We start from the raw sequence: 19,127 nt of genomic DNA on the forward strand, positions 1-19,127 counted from the left end.
GATTTTCAGACCGGAATGTCGATGACCAGCGCGCGGGTCGCGGTTTTTGCCTTCAGCTGAAACTGCTTCTCTTCCTGCAAAAAGGCACCATCGCCACAGCCCAGCTTCTCCTGATGATCTGTGCCGGACATCGCCTCCAGCGAACCGTGAATCGACTGCAGGTAGGCTCTCGGCCCCTGTATCGGCAGCGAGTAATGTTCGCCCGGTGCCAGCTCCACCTGATGGATCCACACCTGCTGACGCAGTTGCAGGCTGTCGTCCACGCCATCCGGCGAAGCAATCAACTGGGACACGCGACCTTCCGTCAGGGCTATTTTCTGCATCCGCGGATTTTCGCGCTCCGGACAGGCGGCCAGCCAGAGCTGCATGCGCGTCAGCGGGCGATCTTTGCTCAGGTTAATTTCGGTGTAACTCACTCCGGGCTGAGCAGAGAGCAACAGCGCTTCCCCTTCCCGCACGCTGATCGTGTTGCCTTCGCTATCGCGGTATTCGGCTTCACCCTGCAGCACGATGTTCAGCACATCGACCTGAGGATAAGTGCGCGGCTGAAAAGCGGCACCCGGTGCCAGCACTTCCTGGTTCAGTACGCGCAGCGACGCGTAACCCATCAGTTTGGGATCAAAATAGTGGCCAAAAGAGAAACTGTAGCGGCCCTGCAACCAGCCGAAATCGGCCTGACCACAGGCGGATGCACTGCGTGTCGTTATCATTATTTACCTCCGGCATCCGGTGACGAGGATCGGCCACGGACTGTATACCCCCCATGGTAAAAGTCTGGACGCCGGATTGTTAGCCAGTTAATCTGCCCGGCATGTTCAAATTTCCTGACAGAGAACCGGGATGGCTAAAGAGCGTGCGTTAACCCTTGAATCGTTACGCGTTATGGATGCGATTGATCGCCGTGGCAGTTTTGCCGCAGCCGCAGATGAACTGGGCCGTGTCCCTTCCGCCCTCAGCTACACCATGCAGAAGCTGGAAGAGGAGCTGGATGTGGTGCTGTTTGACCGCTCCGGTCACCGTACCAAATTTACCAACGTGGGACGCATGCTGCTGGAACGTGGCCGGGTACTGCTGGAAGCGGCCGACAAGCTCACCACCGATGCGGAAGCGCTGGCGCGTGGCTGGGAAACCCATCTGACTATCGTTACCGAAGCGCTGGTGCCCATCGATGTACTCTTTCCCCTGGTGACACGGCTGGCCGACAAAGCCAACACGCAGTTTTCGCTGGTCACTGAAGTGCTGGCGGGAGCCTGGGAACGGCTGGAACAGGGCCGGGCCGATATCGTGATTGCCCCCGATATGCACTTCCGCGCCTCCACCGAGATCAATACCCGCAAGCTCTACACCATGATGAGCGTCTACGTCGCCAGTGCGGATCACCCGATTCATAACGAGCCGGAACCGCAATCTGAAGTGACGCGGGTGAAATACCGTGGCATTGCGGTCGCGGATACTGCGCGCGAGCGTCCGGTGCTGACCGTGCAGTTGCTGGATAAGCAGCAGCGCCTGACCGTGAGCAGCATGGACGATAAGCGCCGTGCGCTGCTGGCGGGTCTGGGCGTGGCAACCATGCCCTATTCATTAGTCGAGCAGGATATTGCCGAAGGCCGCCTGCGGGTAGTGAGTCCGGAGTATACCCGCGAGGTCGATATTATTATGGCGTGGCGACGTGACAGCATGGGCGAAGCCAAATCCTGGTGTCTGCGCGAGATCCCGCGCCTGCTGGCGAAGAAAAACTAAGTATCGTAGTTTCAGGGCGAAGCTAAGACCGGCTCAGGCAATCCATCGCCACCGCCCTGAAGCTGTTGAAATCGCTGCTTTCCCGCAGGCGGGTCATCGCCCGTTCACGCAGGAACGTCACAAACAGATCGTATATCGCCATTGCCTCTTCATACTCACTTTTGCTGATTGCCAGCAGGAAGATGACATAGGCGGTGTCGTCGCCCCACGCGATGCCGTGCGGTGCCAGCACGGTATACACCACGGTTTTCTTTGCCAGCAGTCCCAGCGAGTGCGGCAGCGCAATCCCTTCGCCGAGCATGGTGCTGACAATCGCTTCACGCTCTTCAACTGACGGACAGAACGCCGCATCCACAAAGCCCTCCTCCTGCAGCTGATGGCACAGCTGACGGAACAGTTCAGACTGGGTCATCGGCCTGTCGACAATATGGAAGTGCTGGGCATCAAAAAATTTCGCCAACATGTAGGGCCGGGTCCGGTCAACCAGCACCAGCTTGCCAATCTGCTCCAGCTGAAAACCGGTGGGAAACGGTGACATCACCACCACCGGTTTCTCTTTTTCACTGAGCCGGATGGTCGAGATAACAAAATCCTCGTCAATACGGCTGCGCGCCTCATATTCGCGCTGTGACAGACGAGCGGTGACCTGCAACTGCGGATATTTTCGCAGCAGCATCGCCTCAATCATCCGCAGCGTAGAGTTACCGCTGTCGCACACCAGCAGCACCTGCGGATGCCGTTGATAGCCGACGTCGTAGTGGCGCTCCAGCCCGACGCCAATATGCAATACCAGAAAGCCGATCTCATTTTCGGAGATAACATACGGGGTATATTTCCCCCAGCTGGTTACTGCCGCTAAGGTGACATCGTAGGCCATCGGATAGTGCTGCTTGATGTTGCTGAGCAGCGGGTTGGGAATGTGGATCTGATAGCGCACCCGGGTAATCATGGTTTTGATGTGAGTGAGCAGATCGGCACGCAGCTGCTGATCGTTTTGCAGATTAAAGTTGTAATGGGTGTTAATAAAGCTGAGCAGGTAATCCACCAAAGCGTCGGCGTCATCGGCATTAATAGCACTGGGGGCGATCGCCTGAATGCGCCGCGCCGCAATATTGACCTGCAGCCAGTTCTCTTCCGCCGGTGAAATCGGTTTGCTAACCAGCGGGCGCATCAGATTAATCAGCTGATGTGCCGCTTCACGCACCTCATCACCAATTTCTTCAGCTCCCGGATCGTTTAGCGGATAGCCTTCACTGATGCGACGCACCGCCACGGCGCAGTAAAGCCGCAGATAGCGCTCCCCCTCATCGCTGAGGCGAATATTGTGCTGGGCAAAGCAGTTTTGCAGCAGCGGGCGCAGCGTCTCCAGCATGCCGCTGTTAAGCGCTTCAATCGTCAGCAGCGGACTCTCCGGCTGCGCCTGATCGATTTGCCATAACAGATCGGTCAGGCAGGTTCGAATCGCCACTTCGCTGCCGAACAGCTTCATGCCGTAGTGTGGCTTGCTTTCAATAGTGAGGTGATAGCGCCCCAGCCATTCGCGGACTTCTGCCATGTCATTCTGCAGGGTGGCGCGGCTGACAAACCACTCTTCGGCCAGCTCTTCAAGTTTCAGCGAATAGGCCGCAGTGAGAAAGCGGGTCAGCAGGTAGCGAACCCGGTCTGGCGAGGTGCGTGGCACCCGCAGCGGCGACGCGGTGTGCTGCTGCAGATGCTGAAAGCGCTGAGCATCCTCAATCTTCAGCTGATAGCCCGCACCACGGCTCAGGATAAACTGCGCACCATGCTCTGCCAGCAGCGCATTCAGCGCCGTGATATCGGTGCGCACTGTGCGGGTCGAGACGGCAAAACGCCGCGCCAGCTCATCCTGAGGCAGCGTTTCGTTTTGCAGGGCATCGAACAGTTGCGCAAGGCGCTGATTGGGAAATCTCACAAGCGTTACCTGTTTGCAGACAGAAAGTGGGAACATCAGCCTACGGCGATCGTCTCGCAACGTCCATGTCGCGCGATCGGCCTGCTGCAGGCTGATCGTGTCGATTCTCTACGCCAGCAGCGTTTTACAGATGGCCAGTAGCTGCTGCACATCTTCGATGCGGGTCTCTCCGCTGGCTTTGTCGATGATCGAACTGTAGACGTGCGGGATCACTTTGCTGACGCCCGACTCCAGCGCAATACGCACGATCTCGCCGAAATTATCCGGATCGATGCCGCCGGTGGGCTCCAGCCAGAAATCATGTTTTGCACAGGCTTCCGCCACGGCGCGATACTCATCCACCGCCTGCAGCCCCCCCATCGGGAAATATTTCACCGAGCTGCCGCCCATATCCTGCAGCATCGCAATCGCCGTTTCGATGGGCACGATCCCATCCTGCTGTTTTGCGCTGAGTGGTCCGGTTGATATTTTGACCTGGCCTGGCGTGCCGGTGGGCGAGATCAGGCCGTTTACGATGGTCTGTGACTGGCCCAGCAGCGCACGACTGGTGGCAACGCCGGTAAACACCTGGTTCACATGCTGCGGTTGCAGCACCGCGGAGATCTCGCTCACCATCTGTGACTGTTCAGGATCGCCCGCACCCAGGCCCACCGAGAGTGCATTATCGATCAGCGCGGCGTACTCACGCATGTCAGCGATAGCGGCGTCATTACTGGCGTAGTTTTTTGACAGCACGCCGACCAGCACATGCCCTTCTGCTGCCTGCCAGATGGCGCGGGCATTCTCTTTTGATCCCGCCAGAACGTTAAGGCAGATGCGATCCTGATAAAAGTTGGGGGTCAGCGTCATGCGTGTTTCTCTCCGTTTAACAGTACCTGAATGCGGGTGAAAATAGTGTTCAGTTGATCGGCGCTGACGCTGCGCACGTCTGCTTCAATGATCCCCTCGTTAGCTTTGTAGCCACGGAAGTAGATCGCAACGTCGCCCTTTTTCAGCGCCTGCACCAGATCGCCGGTGCGCTGCTGGATCGCGGCTTCGTCAAATGCGATCTCCGCACGGGCGATATCGCGTCCGGCGGCATCCCACACGATGCGAGCCGTCACGCCATGCAGGCTATTGAGCTGCTCAATAAACGGCGTCATTTTCTCCACCATCTGCGCGCCACTAATTTTTGGCTGCGTCAGATAGTTTTCGATTGCCTGGGTCAGCCCGAGAATCCCCTCTTTGCCCACTTTCATCGCGCGACCAATGCCATTGGTCTGGCGTTTGGCCCACTCAACGTAGTGGTGTCTGCCAATCACCAGCCCGCTGGTCGGCCCTTCAATCGCTTTTGCGCCGCTGTAGATCACCAGATCGGCACCCGCCTGGTAGTAGCACTGCAGATCCTCTTCCGCTGCCGCATCAACGATCAGCGGTACACCATGCTCACGCGCAACCGCCGCGGCCTGGGCCACATCAAGATGGCTCTTCTGCACACAGTGGTGCGATTTCACATAGAGGATTGCTGCGGTCTGTGGCGTGATCGCCGCCGCCAGCTGGGCAGGTGAGCACTCGTTGCTGTACCCCGCCTCCACCAGTTGCCCGCCTCCCAGTGCCACCATGCTGCCGACCGGTGCGCCATAGTTCACATTGTGCCCTTTCGGCACCACAATCTGGTGCGGGATGGTCAGCGGTGCGGCGTGCAGGTTATCCACCAGCCAGTCATTGTCTTTCACTATCACCGCCGCCACGCACTGGGCGATGCCTGCGGAGGCGCAGGAGACCACCAGTGCGTTCTCCACTTTCAGCAGACCGGCGATATAAGCACCGGTCTTATCCACCAGCTCTTTCATTTCAAAGTAGTGGTCGAGGCCGTACTTCACCGTATCGATCACGTCACTGGACGGCGTAGAGACGCCGAGGATCGTCATACGGCCCGAGGCGTTTATTACCGGCTTCAGGCCATACTTTTCATATATCGAGGTCATGCGCTATTCCTTCTTTAATCGCGATCCACGTGCCAGCGATCACGGCCGCCAGCGGAACCAGATGCTTCTCACCGGCGACCTGTTCACCTTCTGAATCGATAAAGGGCCGGGTTTCTTCTTTGACGCTAAAAACAGTCAGGTCAGCGTCATAGCCAACTTTCAGCTGGCCCTTGCGCAGCAGACGCATTCCTGCGGCCGCATTGACCGTGACACAGTCGATGATCTGCGGCAGCGTCATGCCGACGCTGAAGAATTTCGACATCACATGCGCCAGGCTGTGAACCGTCCCGCTCAGGCGATTGCGGCAGTAGATGTCAGAGCTGATGGTGTCGGGCAGAATGCGCTGCGCAATCGCCACGCGGGCGACCTCGAAGCTGAAGCTGGCGCTACCGTGGCCGACATCGAGTTTGACGCCGCGTGCGATGGCATGTTTTACCGCCGCTTTGAGTTCACCCTGCGGCGTCAGAATGCGGTTGGGTTTGCCATTAAAGCAGTGCGTGATGATGTCGCCCGTGGTCAGCAGATCCGCAATCTGGTCGAGATTGGGTGGATTATTGCCGATGTGAACCATCAGCGGCAGACCGCCGCTCTCCTGCTGGATCGCTTTGGCTTTGATCAGCGGCTGGACGCCATTCTGACCGACCACGCTGCTGCTGATGCGCGCCTTGAGACCGACAATAAAATCGGGCAGCCGCACCACGGCCTGCTGCACTGCATCGCCATCGATCTGCGTCATATCGGCCAGTTCATTCTGAGTGACGATGCCGGTGCGAGCGACATTGATCAGCGCATAGACCTGGGTCTGCGCTGTGCGCGTCAGCTGATAAAAGTCATCGATGTGCTCTGCGCCAGTGCTGCCCGCATCGACCACCGTGGTGACGCCATGCGCCACGCCAATCGCGTCCGCTTCATCATGATAAATCGGTGATTTGGGATAGCAGTGAACGTGGGAGTCGATCCAGCCCGCGCTGACGTAGTAGCGGCCCGCCAGATCGCGTTCACGCGGTGCGCTGCCCTGCACCTTGCCGATGGCAGCAATGCGGCCATCCTGCAGCGCAATATCGACCACCTGCTCATCGCTGAGACGCGCATTGCGGATAATCAAGTCGTACATGGTTTCTCCTTAACGGCAGCCCACTGCCGGGCTGCCGGTGAGATCAGAGAGCAATCGGGAACAGCGCACCCAGGATCATCGCGCCGAGGATGGCACCGCCGGTAATCGGCTTGTTCCAGAGATAGAACAGCAGCGCACCCAGCAGCGAGCCCAGACCAATCGGAATGGAGGCCGCCATGGCGGACAGGATGATCAGCGGCCCCAGAAAGCGGCCTGAAGCATTACCTGCACCCATCATCACGTCTGCGCCGTAGGTGGAGTCGCTCTGATTGATGGTGAATTTACGCGCCAGAATAATCAGGTAGCCAATCGCCACACCAATTACCAGGCCCGTCGCCAGCGACGCTGCGAAATTCGCCACGGGGAAGATGATGCCCGCCCCCAGCAGCAGTGCCGGCACACCCAGACCGACCCCGGTCTGAATCGCGCCACCGATATCCAGAATGCCCACCAGCGAACCTTCGATAATACGGGCAAACAGGAAGCTGGCACCAAAGGCAGCGACCGCACCGTAGACGCCGGTTTCCATTCCGGCGCGCAGCATCGAGACAAACGCCACTTCGTTAAACGCGCCAATGCCATAGAGGTAATACATGTGCGTCCCGGCGAAAACGCCCGACGAGAGCAGGCCAACAAAGATCGGGAAAGACCAGTCGGCGTACCAGAAGCCTTTATTTTCGTTCATCGCATCGCCTCTTATTTGCCGCTGACTGAGTTGTGGATCATGTCGAGCCAGCCGGGAATGCCGAGTTGAAAGGACTGCAGCAGCTTCATGTCGAAACCGCGGAAGAAGCCGCTCAGCACAAACAGCAGCACGATAGCGGTCATCATGACTTTGGTGACCCGGTTCCAGCCGCTCTCTTCCACGCCTTTACCGATCAGGATCCCCAGCACCAGACCTGGTACGGCGTTGCCCATGATCAGCTGCGCCAGACCGCCAAAAATGGTGGCCCAGAAGCCTGATTTTTTGCCTGCATCGATCGCCGCCAGCCAGAAGATGACCGGCATGACGGTATTCACCAGCAGGTTGGCGGCGGGCACCAGCACTTTGACCGCCGTCACCTGCAGCGCAGCCGGCACAGCAGAGGCGGTAGAGTTAAGGAAGGCGACCACGATCATGCCGATGATGCCGCAGGCGATGGCCATTTTTTTCGGATCGTGCAGCGTCTCCGCCACATTACGATTCTTCACCATCAGGGCAGCCGCACCCCAGTTTGGAATGATGCGATGGTCCACATCCTGCGTGAATGAACCGGCTGCGACAGACGATGCCCAGGCATTGAAAAAGAAGCCAAGACCAAAGGAGAAGTGAGATGCCGGATCGCCTTCACACGAGTTCAGCTCGCCCAGCGTACGAAACGCCCCCATGCCCTGAGTGGTGGGCGCGTGGAACATACGTGCCGCCCCCGCGCCAACGCCGACGCCTACCAGGCCCCCAATGATCAACGACTTAAACAAAATGATTAAAAACATGTTGTTGTACCTTGTTGTCGTTTTTACCCGCCCTATCCGCACCGCCGCATCGCCCCGGCCTGACCGCCGCGCTATCGCTACAGCAGTGGAATGGGCAAACGGCGGGCTGATGTAAACAGGTTCTGTTTTATGATGCCGCCGTGAACGTCACCTGCTCGGTGTCGAAAACGGTGACGCTGACGGTGATCTCCAGCGTCACGCTGAAGCTCCGCCGTTGGCGCGCCAGAAAGAAAAAGAGAAACTTCTCGGTTCTGACGCTCTCCTGCGCGCGCAGCACCCGGACATCCTGAGGTTCGATGCGCAGCAGAATTTTTTGCGTCGCGCGCAGAACCTGGTTCTGCACACGACTCAGGGCATCGGCAAAGGCTTTCGCTTTAGTGTCGCCTTTGCCCTCAACCGTCACCTGGGTAACGTAGTGTTCTTTCATAATCAGCTGCCGTGCTTCTTGTTCCAGGCCTGCACCAGCCGCTCACCTAATTCTTCTTTATCCATAAAGCCGAAGCCCAGCACGGTGGCGCCTTCATTGATGGCGGTGACGCCTTCGTCAACAGAACGCATGCCATGTTTGGCTTTGTAGCCATATTTGTTTTGCGCGGTAATAGCACCCGCGCCGCCGCTGCCGCAGAACGAGATGCCGAAATCGGCGTTTTCTGCTTTCATCACGTCACCCAGCTTCATGTCAGCGGCCACGCCTGGCACCACGACAGCACGACCACCCGCTTTCTCGATGCCCGCCGCCACTTTCTGGCCCTTACCTAAACGATCGCCAATCACTACTGTTACCATGGTGTATTCCTCTTCAGTTATTTGATCGCGCGACTTCAATATGCACTGACAGCAGCCAGGCCTCTTCGCGGGGGAGATTGCCGAACAGGTCGACGACCTGCTGCGCCAGCGCGACCGTTTCAGGCGGAATATCCTCAAACAGCTCCGCTTCCACTTCCGGCAGCGGCTCCCCGCTCAGCGAACGTGACGCCATGGCCCCGACATGCGATTGCAGCATCTGCTGCTGGACCGCATTGGGCTGAATGCCATGCTGCTGATAGATCGCCGCAATCTGCGTCATCACGCTGTCAGCCAGCTGTTGCACTTTCTCCGGTGGCGCTTCATACACCGGGACGCCGTTATTGCTCACCTTGCTACTCCTGTTAAACCGGATAATTCGCGTTAGAAATAAATTAGCGGTCATCACCCCGGCTGTGGAGAGGCAACATTTCCAGCAGTAAGTGGAAATTGAAGTGAAGGTTGTGCGTCAGATCGCAGGCTGCACGCTTAGTGCGATATGCGTCGCAAAATGCGCAAAATGATGCCATTAGCCTCGCCAGGCGGTGATGTTGTGCGGCGTTCAGACTGCCGGGCGATGGTTTACGGTGGGGTGATAAGCAGAAGTGATGGTAAAAACCGCCGGTCGGGCTGACCGGCGGTCGGATTAGCGGAATTTCTTATGGTTGGTATTACGGATGTCATCAAATTTAGCGGCTTCGCGCTTTGCGCCGTCCACGTTGCTGGCTTTCGCCAGCGCGCTAACCACGTCAATCTGTGCGATAAGTGAGTCGAGGCCCGCGTGGTAGTCTTTAATCTGCGCACTGTCAGCAGGCTGACCTTCCAGCTTATCAGGCGTCGACTTTTTGGCATCCTGCGCCGCGGTTCGCATTTTGGTTAACGCCTGCTGCATCTCCTGCGCACTGTCCGTTTTCTTAACGATTTTCAGATTCGCATTGAGCGTGTCCATATCCTGCTCCAGATCTGCCGCATAGAGGCTGACGCTGGAGAACAACAGAGAAGCCGACAACATTGCAATCACATGCTTACGCATCATTACTTCCTTTTTATTGTGATGAAAAAAAAGCAGCCAACAGGCTGCTTCAGGAATTCATCTTTATTGTCCCGCTATTTTCATCTCAGGCAGTAACACGGAACCGCACTGGATATTACTGCGGGTTTCAATATCGTCACCGATGGTCACCATGTTATGCCACATCTCTTTAAGATTGCCGGCAATGGTGACTTCGCTGACCGGGTACTGAATGACGCCATTCTCAACCCAGAAACCGGCTGCACCGCGTGAGTAGTCACCGGTAATGGCGCTGACGCCCTGGCCCATCAGCTCGGTCACCACTAATCCGGTTCCCATCTGCTTCAGCAGGTCGTCAAAGCTGTGGCCCTGACCCGCAATGCGCCAGTTATGAATACCACCAGCATGACCGGTGCTGGTCAGACCCAGTTTACGGGCGGAATAGCTGGTCAGCAGCCAGGTCTGCAATACGCCATCTTTGATGATGTCGCGGGCCTGAGTCCGCACCCCTTCGCTGTCGAACGGCGTGGAGGCGAGCCCTTTCAGCAGGTGTGGCTGTTCACTGATGGTGAGCCACTCCGGCAGAATCTGCTGACCCATTGAATCCAGCAGGAAGGTCGATTTACGGTAAACGCTGCTGCCGCTGATCGCACCAACCAGATGACCAAATAAGCCGGTCGCCACTTCAGCGGCAAAAATCACCGGGGCTTTCATGGTCGGCAGTTTACGCGGGGCCAGACGAGAGAGCGTACGGCGCGCGCACTCGGCCCCCACCCACTCCGCGCTTTTCAAATCTTCAAACGCACGGCCAATGGTATAGGCGTAGTCGCGCTCCATGTTGCCATCCTGCTCAGCGATGACGCAGCTGGAGAGCGAATGGCGGCTTGAGCAGTAGCTCTGCAACATTCCGTGGCTGTTGCCAAAGACTTTAATGCCGACGTGGCTGTTGAAACTGCCGCCTTCCGTGTTGGTAATTCGCTTGTCGGCACGCAGTGACGCCTGTTCCGCCTGCGCGGCCAGTTCAATGGCGCGGTCAGCGTCAATTTCCCACGGATGGTAGAGATCCAGATCCGGCGCATCATAGGCCAGCAGCTCTGCGTCGGCCAGACCGGCAAACGGGTCGGGCGAGGTATAGCGGGCAATATCAATCGCCGCCTGCACGGTACGTTTGATCGCATCCGGGCTGAGGTCGGTCGATGAGGCACTGCCTTTACGATTCTGATGATAAACGGTGATGCCCAGCGCACCGTCGCTGTTAAATTCAACGTTTTCCACTTCGCCATAACGGGTGCTGACCCCGATGCCGGTGGTCTTACTGACAGCCACTTCCGCGCTGTCAGTGCTTGCTTTAGCCAGTTCAAGTGCCTGCGCAATGGCCTGCTCCAGTACTTTTCGCTGTTCTGCAACCTGAGTAGATACGTTCATCGACCTGCCCATAATCTTATGTGTGAATGATTTGAGTCTATCAGAGTCAGAGAACAATTTCGCAGTCACCCGATAAACTGGTAGGATTAGCCTCTTTTTTTTGGGAGCCCGGAAATGACCAGACAGCCCGATGAATGGCTCGACGATGTGCCAGATAATGACGAAGAAGAAGATGAAGAGATTATCTGGGTCAGTAAGAGTGAAATTAAACGTGATGCAGAAGAGTTAAAGCGCCTGGGAGCCGAACTGGTTGATCTGGGTAAAAACTCGCTGGATAAAATCCCGCTGGATGAGCGTCTGCGCACCGAGATCGAGCTGGCACAGCGCATCAAAAAAGAGGGTCGCCGCCGTCAGCTGCAGCTGATCGGTAAACTGCTGCGCAGCATTGATGTGGAGCCGATCCGCATTGCGCTGGATAAGCTCAAGAATCGCCACAACCAGCAGGTTGCGCTGTTCCATAAACTGGAAATGCTGCGCGATCGTCTGATTGAGCAAGGTGATGAGGCGATGAGCGACGTGATTGCGCTTTATCCCGATGCCGATCGTCAGCAGTTACGCAGTATGATCCGTAACGCGCAGAAAGAGAAAGCGGGCAACAAGCCGCCGAAGTCTGCCCGTCAGATTTTCCAGTATCTGCGCGAGCTGGCCGAAGCGTAGTAATGCCATGGCGGGCAGCCTCGCCCGCCTCCCGGCAGCCCTTACCGTTAGATATAGAGAATACCGGTGCGCAGCCGCAACTGGCGTTCGCTCGATGTAGCAGAACGTCCGATATCGCCAAAGGTGACGTAAGGCACCCTGACGCGATCGTTGCCAGGCGTATAATCGAACTGTAACTCCTGTTCATAGTCATCATGCTTATTAGCAAACAGTTTCGCATCCGCGTACTTATACACCCGTTTATAGGGGGTAGTGAGGCGATCGGTTTTATTCCGCAAGAGGTCAAAACGATTAGCCGTGCGATGCCGGTCAGTATCGCAATAATCAATACCCCCGGTGCGGCATTGACTGGCACGGGCATAATCGGTCAGCTCAAGGCGATATAATCTGCCAACAGAGCAGCGGTCATTGATTTTATACCAGGGTGCCACACCAAGCTTCCATTCGGTGCGCGAGGAGTTAAGTTCCGGCTGAATAAAAGGCGACAGCGTCCAGTTACCCCATTAATACGACTTCAGAAAGGTGACTTCCACCACATTTAACACAGTATCGTTATAATATTTATCTTTTAGATCTGCACCAACGGTTTTGAATTTGGTTTCGACGCCAGGAAACGTATTATCTGGCAGCGTGGTGCTCAGCCCCAGCTTATCATAGTGCGTGCGGTCGCGAAGACGGCACTCGTGCCGGTAATCCACCGTGGTCGTTGCCAGTGCTGCTGCGGAAGTGCATCACAGCATGACGCCAAGAGCTAATGATCGTATTGTACTTTTTCCCATAAAAATGTCCTTATTCTCAGTAATAAGGGCAATGAATTATCCAAATTCATCTAACCCAAACTTAACTTATATTTAAAGCCTGTATTAATATACATATGCCACATAAAGAAAACCTGTTAATCGTTTTCTTAACCTGAATCCTTCTTATTATTATTTCTTTCCCGGCCACAACCGAGACGATGCTAAAAATAACCGGCAGGCGCGGCCTTTCTGTTTCAGACACTAAAAAAGGAAATATGGCAGCTGAAGGAAAAGTGAGAAGATCAAATTCAAAAATATGCGGGATTTATTCAGGAAATAATATTAACGGCAATAACGCTTTAAAAAAAGCGCCCGAAACGGGCGCCTGATTTTTAGGCCAGCCTGTCCAGCAGCTTCTGATGAATGCCGCCAAATCCGCCGTTGCTCATCACCAGAATCGTGTCGCCTGGCTGGGCGGCTTTAGCCACCATTTCTACCAGGGTATCGATATCCGCGCTCCAGTGCGCAGGCGGAATGCACGCTTCTGCTACATCTGAAACCTGCCACGGAATATGGTGCGGCTGGAACAGGAAGACCTCATCAGCACGCGCCAGCGACGGTGCCAGGTCGTTTTTGCTGACGCCCATCTTCATAGTATTGGAGCGAGGCTCCAGCACGGCCAGGATGCGTGCTCTGCCACCCACTTTGCTGCGCAGGGCAGCCAGTGTCGCCAGAATAGCCGTCGGATGGTGAGCGAAGTCATCATAGACTTTGATGTTATTCACTTCGCCGCGCAGCTCCAGCCGGCGACGTGCATTGATAAAGGTGTTCAGCGCCTGGCCGGCATCTTCCGGCTTCACACCCACATGCCGCGCGGCAGCAATTGCCATCAGGCCGTTATGCATGTTGTGTTCGCCCACCAGCGCCCAGTTCACTTCCCCGACTTTCTCGCCGTCGAGCCAGATTTCCCAGTGAGACGCATCGTTGGTCAGCTTCTTCGCCTGCCAGCGCCCGTGCTCGCCAACGCTCTCCTGCTCGCTCCAGCAACCCATCGCCATCACCTGTTTGAGGTTAGGATCATGTTCCGGCAGCAGGATCTTGCCCTGCCCCGGCACGATCCGCACCAGATGGTGGAACTGCTTCTGGATCGCCCGCAGATCGTCAAAGATATCGGCGTGATCAAACTCAAGGTTGTTGAGGATCAGGGTTCGTGGAGAGTAATGGACAAACTTGGAACGCTTATCAAAAAACGCGCAGTCATACTCATCCGCTTCAATCACGAAGAATGGACTTTTTCCTAATTTTGCCGAGACATCGAAGTTTCCAGGCACACCACCAATAATGAAGCCGGGTTCAAGGCCGCAGGCCTCGAGAATCCACGCTGCCATGCCGGCTGTGGTGGTTTTACCGTGGGTTCCGGCCACGGCCAGCACCCAGCGATCGCGCAGCACGAAATCGTGCAGCCACTGTGGACCAGAGAGGTAGGGAATGTTGCGTTCCAGCACTGCTTCCACACAAGGATTACCTCGCGTCATCGCATTGCCGATAATGACTAAGTCTGGCACCGGATCAAGCTGACTGGCGTCATAACCTTCCGTTAATTCAATGCCTTGCTGTTCGAGCAGTGTACTCATTGGTGGGTAAACGTTGGCGTCTGAACCGGTCACCTGATGACCCAGTGAACGAGCCAGCACCGCCAGACCACCCATAAAAGTGCCACAAATCCCGAGGATGTGAATGCGCATAACATGATCCATTACTCAAAAGTTCGGCGCACAGTGTAACGCCGCTCGCAGACGGAAGAAACGGATTAGGACTATGGTTTTTGAAGTTCAATCGGCTAAACTGCGTACGCATCCGTTGGCAGACTGTTACGCGTGCTGCCACTCCATCGAAGATTCAGGGAATGTGTTATGAAAACGTTGGGCGAATTTATCGTCGAGAAGCAGCACGACTTTCCGCACGCCACAGGTGAACTGACGGCGCTGATTTCAGCTATCAAGCTGGGTGCCAAAATTATCCACCGCGATATCAATAAAGCCGGTCTAGTGGATATTCTCGGTGCCAGTGGTGTGGAAAATGTTCAGGGTGAACAGCAGATGAAACTGGATCTGTTCGCTAACGAAAAACTGAAGGCAGCACTGAAAGCACGTGGCATCGTCGCCGGTATCGCTTCTGAGGAAGAAGATGAGTTCGTTATCTTTGAAGGTGAGGAAAACGGTAAGTACGTGGTGTTAATGGATCCACTGGATGGTTCTTCTAACATCGACGTTAACGTTTCCGTCGGTACCATTTTCTCTATTTATCATCGCGTCAGCGAGCCGGGTACGCCAGTGGTTGAAGCGGACTTCATGCAGCCAGGCAACAAGCAGGTTGCTGCCGGTTACGTGGTCTATGGCTCATCCACCATGATGGTTTACACCACCGGTGCAGGCGTGCATGCGTTTACTTACGATCCGTCACTGGGTGTGTTCTGCCTCAGCCACGAACGTATGACCTATCCGCCAACCGGTTACACCTACTCGATCAACGAAGGTAACTACATTCGTTTCCCGCAGGGTGTGAAGAAATATCTGAAGTTTTGTCAGGAAGAGGATCTGCCAACGCACCGTCCTTATACCTCACGTTACATCGGATCGCTGGTCGCGGATTTCCATCGTAATCTGCTGAAAGGCGGGATCTACCTGTACCCAAGCACCGCCAGCCATCCTCAGGGCAAGCTGCGCCTGCTGTATGAGTGCAATCCGATGGCCTTCCTGGCCGAGCAGGCGGGCGGTAAAGCCAGCGACGGTCAGAAGCGTATTCTGGATATTCCACCAGTCACGCTGCATCAGCGCTGCCCGTTCTACTGTGGTAATGAGGCGATGGTAAACGACGTTGAGCGTTTCCTGGCCGAGTTCCCGGATTGCCGTCAGGGTTAATCGGGTCGTGGTGTAAAAAGAGATATAAAAAGGGCACGATTTCGCGCCCTTTTTGTTTTTACGCCGTCTGCAACCTGAACTGCGCCATCGTTGCCTGAAGCTGACTGGACTGCGCTTCCAGCGACTGGGTCGCGGCGGTGGCCTGCTCTACCAGCGCGGCGTTCTGCTGCGCTGTTGCATCCATCTGAGTGACCGCCAGGTTGACCTGCTCAATGCCACGGCTCTGCTCATCAGATGCCATTGAAATCTCTTTCATTAGTGCCGTTACGCGCATCACTTCGCCAGAAATTTCATCCATGGTTTCCCCGGCGCGCGTCGCCATCTCCGTACCCTCTTTGACCCGCGACTGTGAATCACTGATTAGCGTGCGGATCTCTTTGGCCGCGTTAGCACTGCGCTGCGCCAGCGTACGCACCTCATTCGCCACCACCGCAAAGCCACGTCCCTGTTCGCCGGCTCGCGCCGCTTCGACGGCTGCGTTAAGCGCCAGAATGTTGGTCTGGAAAGCGATGCCGTCAATCACGCTGAGAATGTCGCCGATACGATTGGCGCTATCGGTGATCTCATGCATTTTTTCCATCACGTAGCAGACCACTTCAGCGCCGCGATCGGCGGTATCAGAGACCGCGTTAGCCAGCTGATGCGCCTGCTGAGCGTTGCTGGCGTTAAGACGGACCGTGGCCGTAAGCTGCTCCATGCTGGCTGCCGTCTGCTCCAGTGAGGCAGCGGACTCTTCGGTGCGCTGCGACAGATTAACGTTACCCGCCGCCAGTTCACGGCTGCCGATGTCGATCTGCATACTCGCTTCACGCACCTGACTCACCGAGGTGCGCAGTGACTGCTGCATCCCGCTCAGTGCATGATTAAGCCGTCCCAGTTCATTATTGCTGGACGGTGGCAGCGCCTGAGACAGGTCGCCTGCCGCGATCTGCTCAAGATGGACAATCGCCAGATTAAGCGGCAGCAGCAGCATCCGGCGCAGTAGTTGCCAGGCGAGCACCAGCAGCAGCAGCGTTAATACGCCTGCCACGGCGATCAGGATTTTCATTTTGGTTTCGTTGTAAGCCGCCTGTTCGAGCTGGGCCTCGGTGACCTGTCCGGCGAACTGGCTGAAGTCTGTGACAGCTTTGTTGTAGCTTGCCGCCAGCGTCGCCAGGTTGCCTTCCAGCAGCTGGTAATATTCGTCAGTATATTGCTTGTCCAGCGCGTCCATCATCGGTTTGATGCCCTGGTCGAGATAGGCTTTGTAACTGGCTGAAATTGCGTCCGCCAGCATTTTCCCGTGCGCCGTCACCGTTCCGGCATCCGCAAAGCGCTTCAGGTTTTGCTGTGATGACACCACATCCGCCTCCGACAGTTTTGTGACTGCCGCACCCTCTTCCAGCAACCCAATTTCAATTTTACGCACCGCCAGCGCCGCATTAGCGCGGGCCCGCATCAGATCTGAATTACTCTGGTACAGACTGTTCAGCTCGATCCCCTGAATGCGGTTGATCACATCCAGCGAGCGATTCCCTTTATTAATGGCCACAATACCCATAAAACTCACCGCCAAAAGAAGCAGTGTCATAAATGCCAGCAACGCCAGCAACCCCGTGCGAAGTGATAACTGTTTCATTCTGATAGTTTCCGTGTATGTGAAAAGGCGAAATGTCCAGCGGCCCTAAAGCGGTAGAATTATCGGCAGTAACGGAGCGAAACTTTAACGATGATTAGAGTTAACAACTTGATCATCACCATTACATCCATCAAGCTGATTGCCGCTTATCTGCTCCCTGGAGAAAAAAATGAAAACAGGCGTGCTTTTGCTACTGCTCCTCAGTCCCGCTGCGCTGGCAGAGGATCTGAAGTCTGAGGCGTCGCTTGATCGCTGCCTCGATGGTGCATCAACAACGCTTGCCATGAACCAATGTTACGCTGCGGCGAATCAGGCCTGGGATCAGGAGATGAACAGGCAGTACACCACCCTGATGAAAACCCTTTCCGGCGAGCCGAAAAGCAGACTTCGCGCGGCACAGCGTGCCTGGCTCAGCTACCGGGACAGCTGGCTGGAAGTCAGTCGCAGTCAGCTGGCAACGCAGGGAACGCTGGGCAGCGTAGCGCTGAGCGCCCAGGGCCTCAGCCTGGTGCGCAATCAGGCATTGATGTTGCAGTCCCTCAGTAAAGGCAGTTGTGCTAACCCCGATGACTGCTGACCCATAACCCGTTTTTGCGCTGGCTGACGTCAGTGCGCTATACACCTTCAGGGAGAAACCATGGCTGCTTACGCCTCGACATTGATTCTGATTGCCCTTGCCGTACTAAGTTATTTCGTTCACAACAACGCAGTCACCATCTCCATTCTGGTGCTGCTGGTGATTAAAATTACCCCGCTGGCGCAGTTCTTCCCCTACGTGGAAAAACAGGGCATTACTTTAGGCATCATTATTCTTACCGTGGCGGTAATGGCACCCCTGGCCAGCGGCTCACTGCCCGCCTCCGCGCTCCTCAAATCGTTTGCCAACTGGAAGTCGATTGTGGCGATTGTGGTGGGGATTTTTGTTGCCTGGCTGGGCGGTCGTGGCGTGAACTTTATGAGCGTGCAGCCGTCAGTCATCGGGGGGCTGCTGATTGGTACGGTGATTGGCGTAGCGTTCTTCCGCGGCGTGCCGGTAGGACCACTGATTGCCGCAGGCATTGTTTCGCTGTTTGTGGCGGCGAAGTAGCGTCTGGGCGCATTCCGAAACGCCAAAAAGAGGGCATACTTTCAGAGTCAGTTGGCTATAATAGCCGACACTCAACATACGACTACTGAAGGAATGCCAGATGAGTTTGAACCAGGTGCCAGCAGGTAAAGACCTGCCAGAAGATATCTACGTTGTCATTGAGATCCCAGCGAATGCTGACCCGATCAAATATGAAGTTGATAAAGAGTCTGGTGCCCTGTTTGTAGACCGTTTCATGTCTACCGCCATGTTCTATCCGTGCAACTACGGCTACATCAACCACACCCTTTCTCTGGATGGTGATCCGGTTGACGTACTGGTTCCGACCCCGTATCCACTGGTCCCAGGCTCAGTGATCCGCTGCCGTCCGGTTGGCGTGCTGAAAATGACCGACGAGTCTGGCGAAGATGCCAAACTGGTTGCCGTTCCGCACACCAAGCTCTCTAAAGAATACGATCACATTAAAGATGTGAACGACCTGCCAGAACTGCTGCGTGCACAGATCACCCACTTCTTTGAGCACTACAAAGATCTGGAAAAAGGCAAATGGGTGAAAGTGGATGGCTGGGATAACGCCGAAGCCGCTAAAGCCGAAATCATCTCCTCTTACGAGCGCGCGCAGAAGAAGTAATTCTGCTGCCGGTTTGTGAGTCGAAA

20 protein-coding genes and 1 pseudogene are annotated in these 19,127 nt (G+C 55.8%); 6 read left to right on the forward strand and 15 right to left on the reverse strand.

Features of this window, described 5'->3' with window-relative positions:
• Positions 1-5: 5 nt before the first annotated feature.
• A complete protein-coding gene (locus QSK07_RS09275; RefSeq protein WP_285721442.1) occupies positions 6-710 on the reverse strand; it encodes a pirin family protein in 705 nt (234 codons plus the stop codon).
• Positions 711-840: 130 nt separating this feature from the next.
• On the opposite strand from QSK07_RS09275, the gene QSK07_RS09280 reads away from it, so the two are divergent.
• Positions 841-1,740, forward strand: coding sequence for a LysR family transcriptional regulator (locus tag QSK07_RS09280; RefSeq protein ID WP_285721443.1), 900 nt, complete (start codon positions 841-843; stop codon positions 1,738-1,740).
• Between the two features lie 22 nt (positions 1,741-1,762).
• On the opposite strand, the gene QSK07_RS09285 is transcribed toward QSK07_RS09280, so the two are convergent.
• The 11 genes from QSK07_RS09285 to pmbA form a co-directional block, all read right to left on the reverse strand.
• A complete protein-coding gene (locus tag QSK07_RS09285) occupies positions 1,763-3,673 on the reverse strand; it encodes a BglG family transcription antiterminator (RefSeq protein WP_275221571.1) in 1,911 nt (636 codons plus the stop codon).
• A gap of 108 nt (positions 3,674-3,781) precedes the next feature.
• On the reverse strand, positions 3,782-4,522 hold the full coding sequence (gene dagF, locus QSK07_RS09290; RefSeq protein ID WP_285721444.1) for a 2-dehydro-3-deoxy-phosphogluconate aldolase: 741 nt from the start codon (positions 4,520-4,522) through the stop codon (positions 3,782-3,784).
• Positions 4,519-5,640 carry a DgaE family pyridoxal phosphate-dependent ammonia lyase gene (locus QSK07_RS09295; protein ID WP_285721445.1) on the reverse strand — a complete coding sequence of 374 codons (1,122 nt, stop codon included), beginning with the start codon at positions 5,638-5,640 and terminating at the stop codon, positions 4,519-4,521. Before QSK07_RS09295 ends, dagF begins: the two co-directional genes overlap by 4 nt.
• Positions 5,624-6,754 (reverse strand): amidohydrolase/deacetylase family metallohydrolase, encoded by a 1,131-nt coding sequence (locus QSK07_RS09300; protein WP_285721446.1) that lies wholly within the window; start codon positions 6,752-6,754, stop codon positions 5,624-5,626. Before QSK07_RS09300 ends, QSK07_RS09295 begins: the two co-directional genes overlap by 17 nt.
• A 43-nt stretch (positions 6,755-6,797) precedes the next feature.
• Positions 6,798-7,439: a DUF4310 family protein gene (locus tag QSK07_RS09305; RefSeq protein ID WP_033734006.1), complete on the reverse strand. Its 642-nt coding sequence runs from the start codon at positions 7,437-7,439 to the stop codon at positions 6,798-6,800.
• A gap of 11 nt (positions 7,440-7,450) precedes the next feature.
• Positions 7,451-8,227, reverse strand: a complete 777-nt coding sequence (locus QSK07_RS09310; protein ID WP_008925780.1) for a DUF4311 domain-containing protein — start codon at positions 8,225-8,227, stop codon at positions 7,451-7,453.
• A gap of 127 nt (positions 8,228-8,354) precedes the next feature.
• A complete protein-coding gene (locus QSK07_RS09315; protein WP_013359149.1) occupies positions 8,355-8,654 on the reverse strand; it encodes a DUF4312 family protein in 300 nt (99 codons plus the stop codon).
• A gap of 2 nt (positions 8,655-8,656) precedes the next feature.
• Positions 8,657-9,013: an SFCGS family glycine-rich protein gene (locus QSK07_RS09320; RefSeq protein WP_010256477.1), complete on the reverse strand. Its 357-nt coding sequence runs from the start codon at positions 9,011-9,013 to the stop codon at positions 8,657-8,659.
• Between the two features lie 13 nt (positions 9,014-9,026).
• The gene (locus QSK07_RS09325) at positions 9,027-9,362 is read right to left on the reverse strand and encodes a glycine dehydrogenase (RefSeq protein WP_061063460.1); all 336 of its coding nucleotides are present in this window, start codon (positions 9,360-9,362) and stop codon (positions 9,027-9,029) included.
• Between the two features lie 294 nt (positions 9,363-9,656).
• The gene (gene cybC / locus QSK07_RS09330) at positions 9,657-10,043 is read right to left on the reverse strand and encodes a cytochrome b562 (protein ID WP_285721474.1); all 387 of its coding nucleotides are present in this window, start codon (positions 10,041-10,043) and stop codon (positions 9,657-9,659) included.
• Between the two features lie 63 nt (positions 10,044-10,106).
• A complete protein-coding gene (gene pmbA, locus QSK07_RS09335) occupies positions 10,107-11,447 on the reverse strand; it encodes a metalloprotease PmbA (protein WP_285721447.1) in 1,341 nt (446 codons plus the stop codon).
• A gap of 114 nt (positions 11,448-11,561) precedes the next feature.
• Here pmbA and yjgA point away from each other — a divergent pair, with 114 nt between their 5' ends.
• Entirely contained in the window at positions 11,562-12,104 is a 543-nt protein-coding gene (gene yjgA, locus QSK07_RS09340; RefSeq protein ID WP_275221580.1) for a ribosome biogenesis factor YjgA, read from the forward strand.
• 47 nt (positions 12,105-12,151) lie between these two features.
• Here the strand turns inward: yjgA and QSK07_RS22835 are convergent.
• Together QSK07_RS22835 and mpl are read right to left on the reverse strand one after the other, a co-directional pair.
• Positions 12,152-12,817, reverse strand: a pseudogene (locus QSK07_RS22835) (oligogalacturonate-specific porin KdgM family protein).
• Positions 12,818-13,236: 419 nt separating this feature from the next.
• Positions 13,237-14,589: a UDP-N-acetylmuramate:L-alanyl-gamma-D-glutamyl-meso-diaminopimelate ligase gene (mpl, locus tag QSK07_RS09350; protein WP_033784102.1), complete on the reverse strand. Its 1,353-nt coding sequence runs from the start codon at positions 14,587-14,589 to the stop codon at positions 13,237-13,239.
• A gap of 168 nt (positions 14,590-14,757) precedes the next feature.
• On the opposite strand from mpl, the gene fbp reads away from it, so the two are divergent.
• Positions 14,758-15,765 carry a class 1 fructose-bisphosphatase gene (gene fbp / locus QSK07_RS09355; protein ID WP_013359157.1) on the forward strand — a complete coding sequence of 336 codons (1,008 nt, stop codon included), beginning with the start codon at positions 14,758-14,760 and terminating at the stop codon, positions 15,763-15,765.
• A 58-nt stretch (positions 15,766-15,823) separates the two neighbouring features.
• On the opposite strand, the gene QSK07_RS09360 is transcribed toward fbp, so the two are convergent.
• Complete coding sequence (locus QSK07_RS09360; RefSeq protein ID WP_098052296.1) at positions 15,824-17,383, reverse strand: methyl-accepting chemotaxis protein; 1,560 nt, start codon at positions 17,381-17,383, stop codon at positions 15,824-15,826.
• Positions 17,384-17,552: 169 nt separating this feature from the next.
• On the opposite strand from QSK07_RS09360, the gene QSK07_RS09365 reads away from it, so the two are divergent.
• The 3 genes from QSK07_RS09365 to ppa all read left to right on the forward strand — a co-directional run bounded on the left by QSK07_RS09365 (position 17,553) and on the right by ppa (position 19,101).
• Complete coding sequence (locus QSK07_RS09365; protein WP_098052295.1) at positions 17,553-17,960, forward strand: lysozyme inhibitor LprI family protein; 408 nt, start codon at positions 17,553-17,555, stop codon at positions 17,958-17,960.
• A 60-nt stretch (positions 17,961-18,020) separates the two neighbouring features.
• A complete protein-coding gene (locus QSK07_RS09370) occupies positions 18,021-18,470 on the forward strand; it encodes a DUF441 domain-containing protein (RefSeq protein ID WP_098052294.1) in 450 nt (149 codons plus the stop codon).
• 100 nt (positions 18,471-18,570) lie between these two features.
• Complete coding sequence (ppa, locus tag QSK07_RS09375) at positions 18,571-19,101, forward strand: inorganic diphosphatase (protein WP_003855519.1); 531 nt, start codon at positions 18,571-18,573, stop codon at positions 19,099-19,101.
• Positions 19,102-19,127: the final 26 nt, after the last annotated feature.

It is taken from the genome of Pantoea sp. QMID4, assembly GCF_030270445.1.
In the GTDB taxonomy this organism is placed as follows: Bacteria; Pseudomonadota; Gammaproteobacteria; order Enterobacterales; family Enterobacteriaceae; genus Pantoea; species Pantoea vagans.

What these genes read in the sequence shown, in the direction of transcription:
- QSK07_RS09360 (WP_098052296.1), bottom strand. Translation starts at nt 17,383, where the DNA reads ATGAAACAGTTATCACTTCGCACGGGGTTGCTGGCGTTGCTGGCATTT.
- QSK07_RS09315 (WP_013359149.1), bottom strand. Translation starts at nt 8,654, where the DNA reads ATGAAAGAACACTACGTTACCCAGGTGACGGTTGAGGGCAAAGGCGAC.
- QSK07_RS09310 (WP_008925780.1), bottom strand. Translation starts at nt 8,227, where the DNA reads ATGTTTTTAATCATTTTGTTTAAGTCGTTGATCATTGGGGGCCTGGTA.
- dagF (WP_285721444.1), bottom strand. Translation starts at nt 4,522, where the DNA reads ATGACGCTGACCCCCAACTTTTATCAGGATCGCATCTGCCTTAACGTT.
- QSK07_RS09305 (WP_033734006.1), bottom strand. Translation starts at nt 7,439, where the DNA reads ATGAACGAAAATAAAGGCTTCTGGTACGCCGACTGGTCTTTCCCGATC.
- QSK07_RS09280 (WP_285721443.1), top strand. Translation starts at nt 841, where the DNA reads ATGGCTAAAGAGCGTGCGTTAACCCTTGAATCGTTACGCGTTATGGAT.
- cybC (WP_285721474.1), bottom strand. Translation starts at nt 10,043, where the DNA reads ATGCGTAAGCATGTGATTGCAATGTTGTCGGCTTCTCTGTTGTTCTCC.
- yjgA (WP_275221580.1), top strand. Translation starts at nt 11,562, where the DNA reads ATGACCAGACAGCCCGATGAATGGCTCGACGATGTGCCAGATAATGAC.
- fbp (WP_013359157.1), top strand. Translation starts at nt 14,758, where the DNA reads ATGAAAACGTTGGGCGAATTTATCGTCGAGAAGCAGCACGACTTTCCG.
- QSK07_RS09320 (WP_010256477.1), bottom strand. Translation starts at nt 9,013, where the DNA reads ATGGTAACAGTAGTGATTGGCGATCGTTTAGGTAAGGGCCAGAAAGTG.
- QSK07_RS09365 (WP_098052295.1), top strand. Translation starts at nt 17,553, where the DNA reads ATGAAAACAGGCGTGCTTTTGCTACTGCTCCTCAGTCCCGCTGCGCTG.
- ppa (WP_003855519.1), top strand. Translation starts at nt 18,571, where the DNA reads ATGAGTTTGAACCAGGTGCCAGCAGGTAAAGACCTGCCAGAAGATATC.
- QSK07_RS09275 (WP_285721442.1), bottom strand. Translation starts at nt 710, where the DNA reads ATGATAACGACACGCAGTGCATCCGCCTGTGGTCAGGCCGATTTCGGC.
- mpl (WP_033784102.1), bottom strand. Translation starts at nt 14,589, where the DNA reads ATGCGCATTCACATCCTCGGGATTTGTGGCACTTTTATGGGTGGTCTG.
- QSK07_RS09295 (WP_285721445.1), bottom strand. Translation starts at nt 5,640, where the DNA reads ATGACCTCGATATATGAAAAGTATGGCCTGAAGCCGGTAATAAACGCC.
- QSK07_RS09300 (WP_285721446.1), bottom strand. Translation starts at nt 6,754, where the DNA reads ATGTACGACTTGATTATCCGCAATGCGCGTCTCAGCGATGAGCAGGTG.
- pmbA (WP_285721447.1), bottom strand. Translation starts at nt 11,447, where the DNA reads ATGAACGTATCTACTCAGGTTGCAGAACAGCGAAAAGTACTGGAGCAG.
- QSK07_RS09370 (WP_098052294.1), top strand. Translation starts at nt 18,021, where the DNA reads ATGGCTGCTTACGCCTCGACATTGATTCTGATTGCCCTTGCCGTACTA.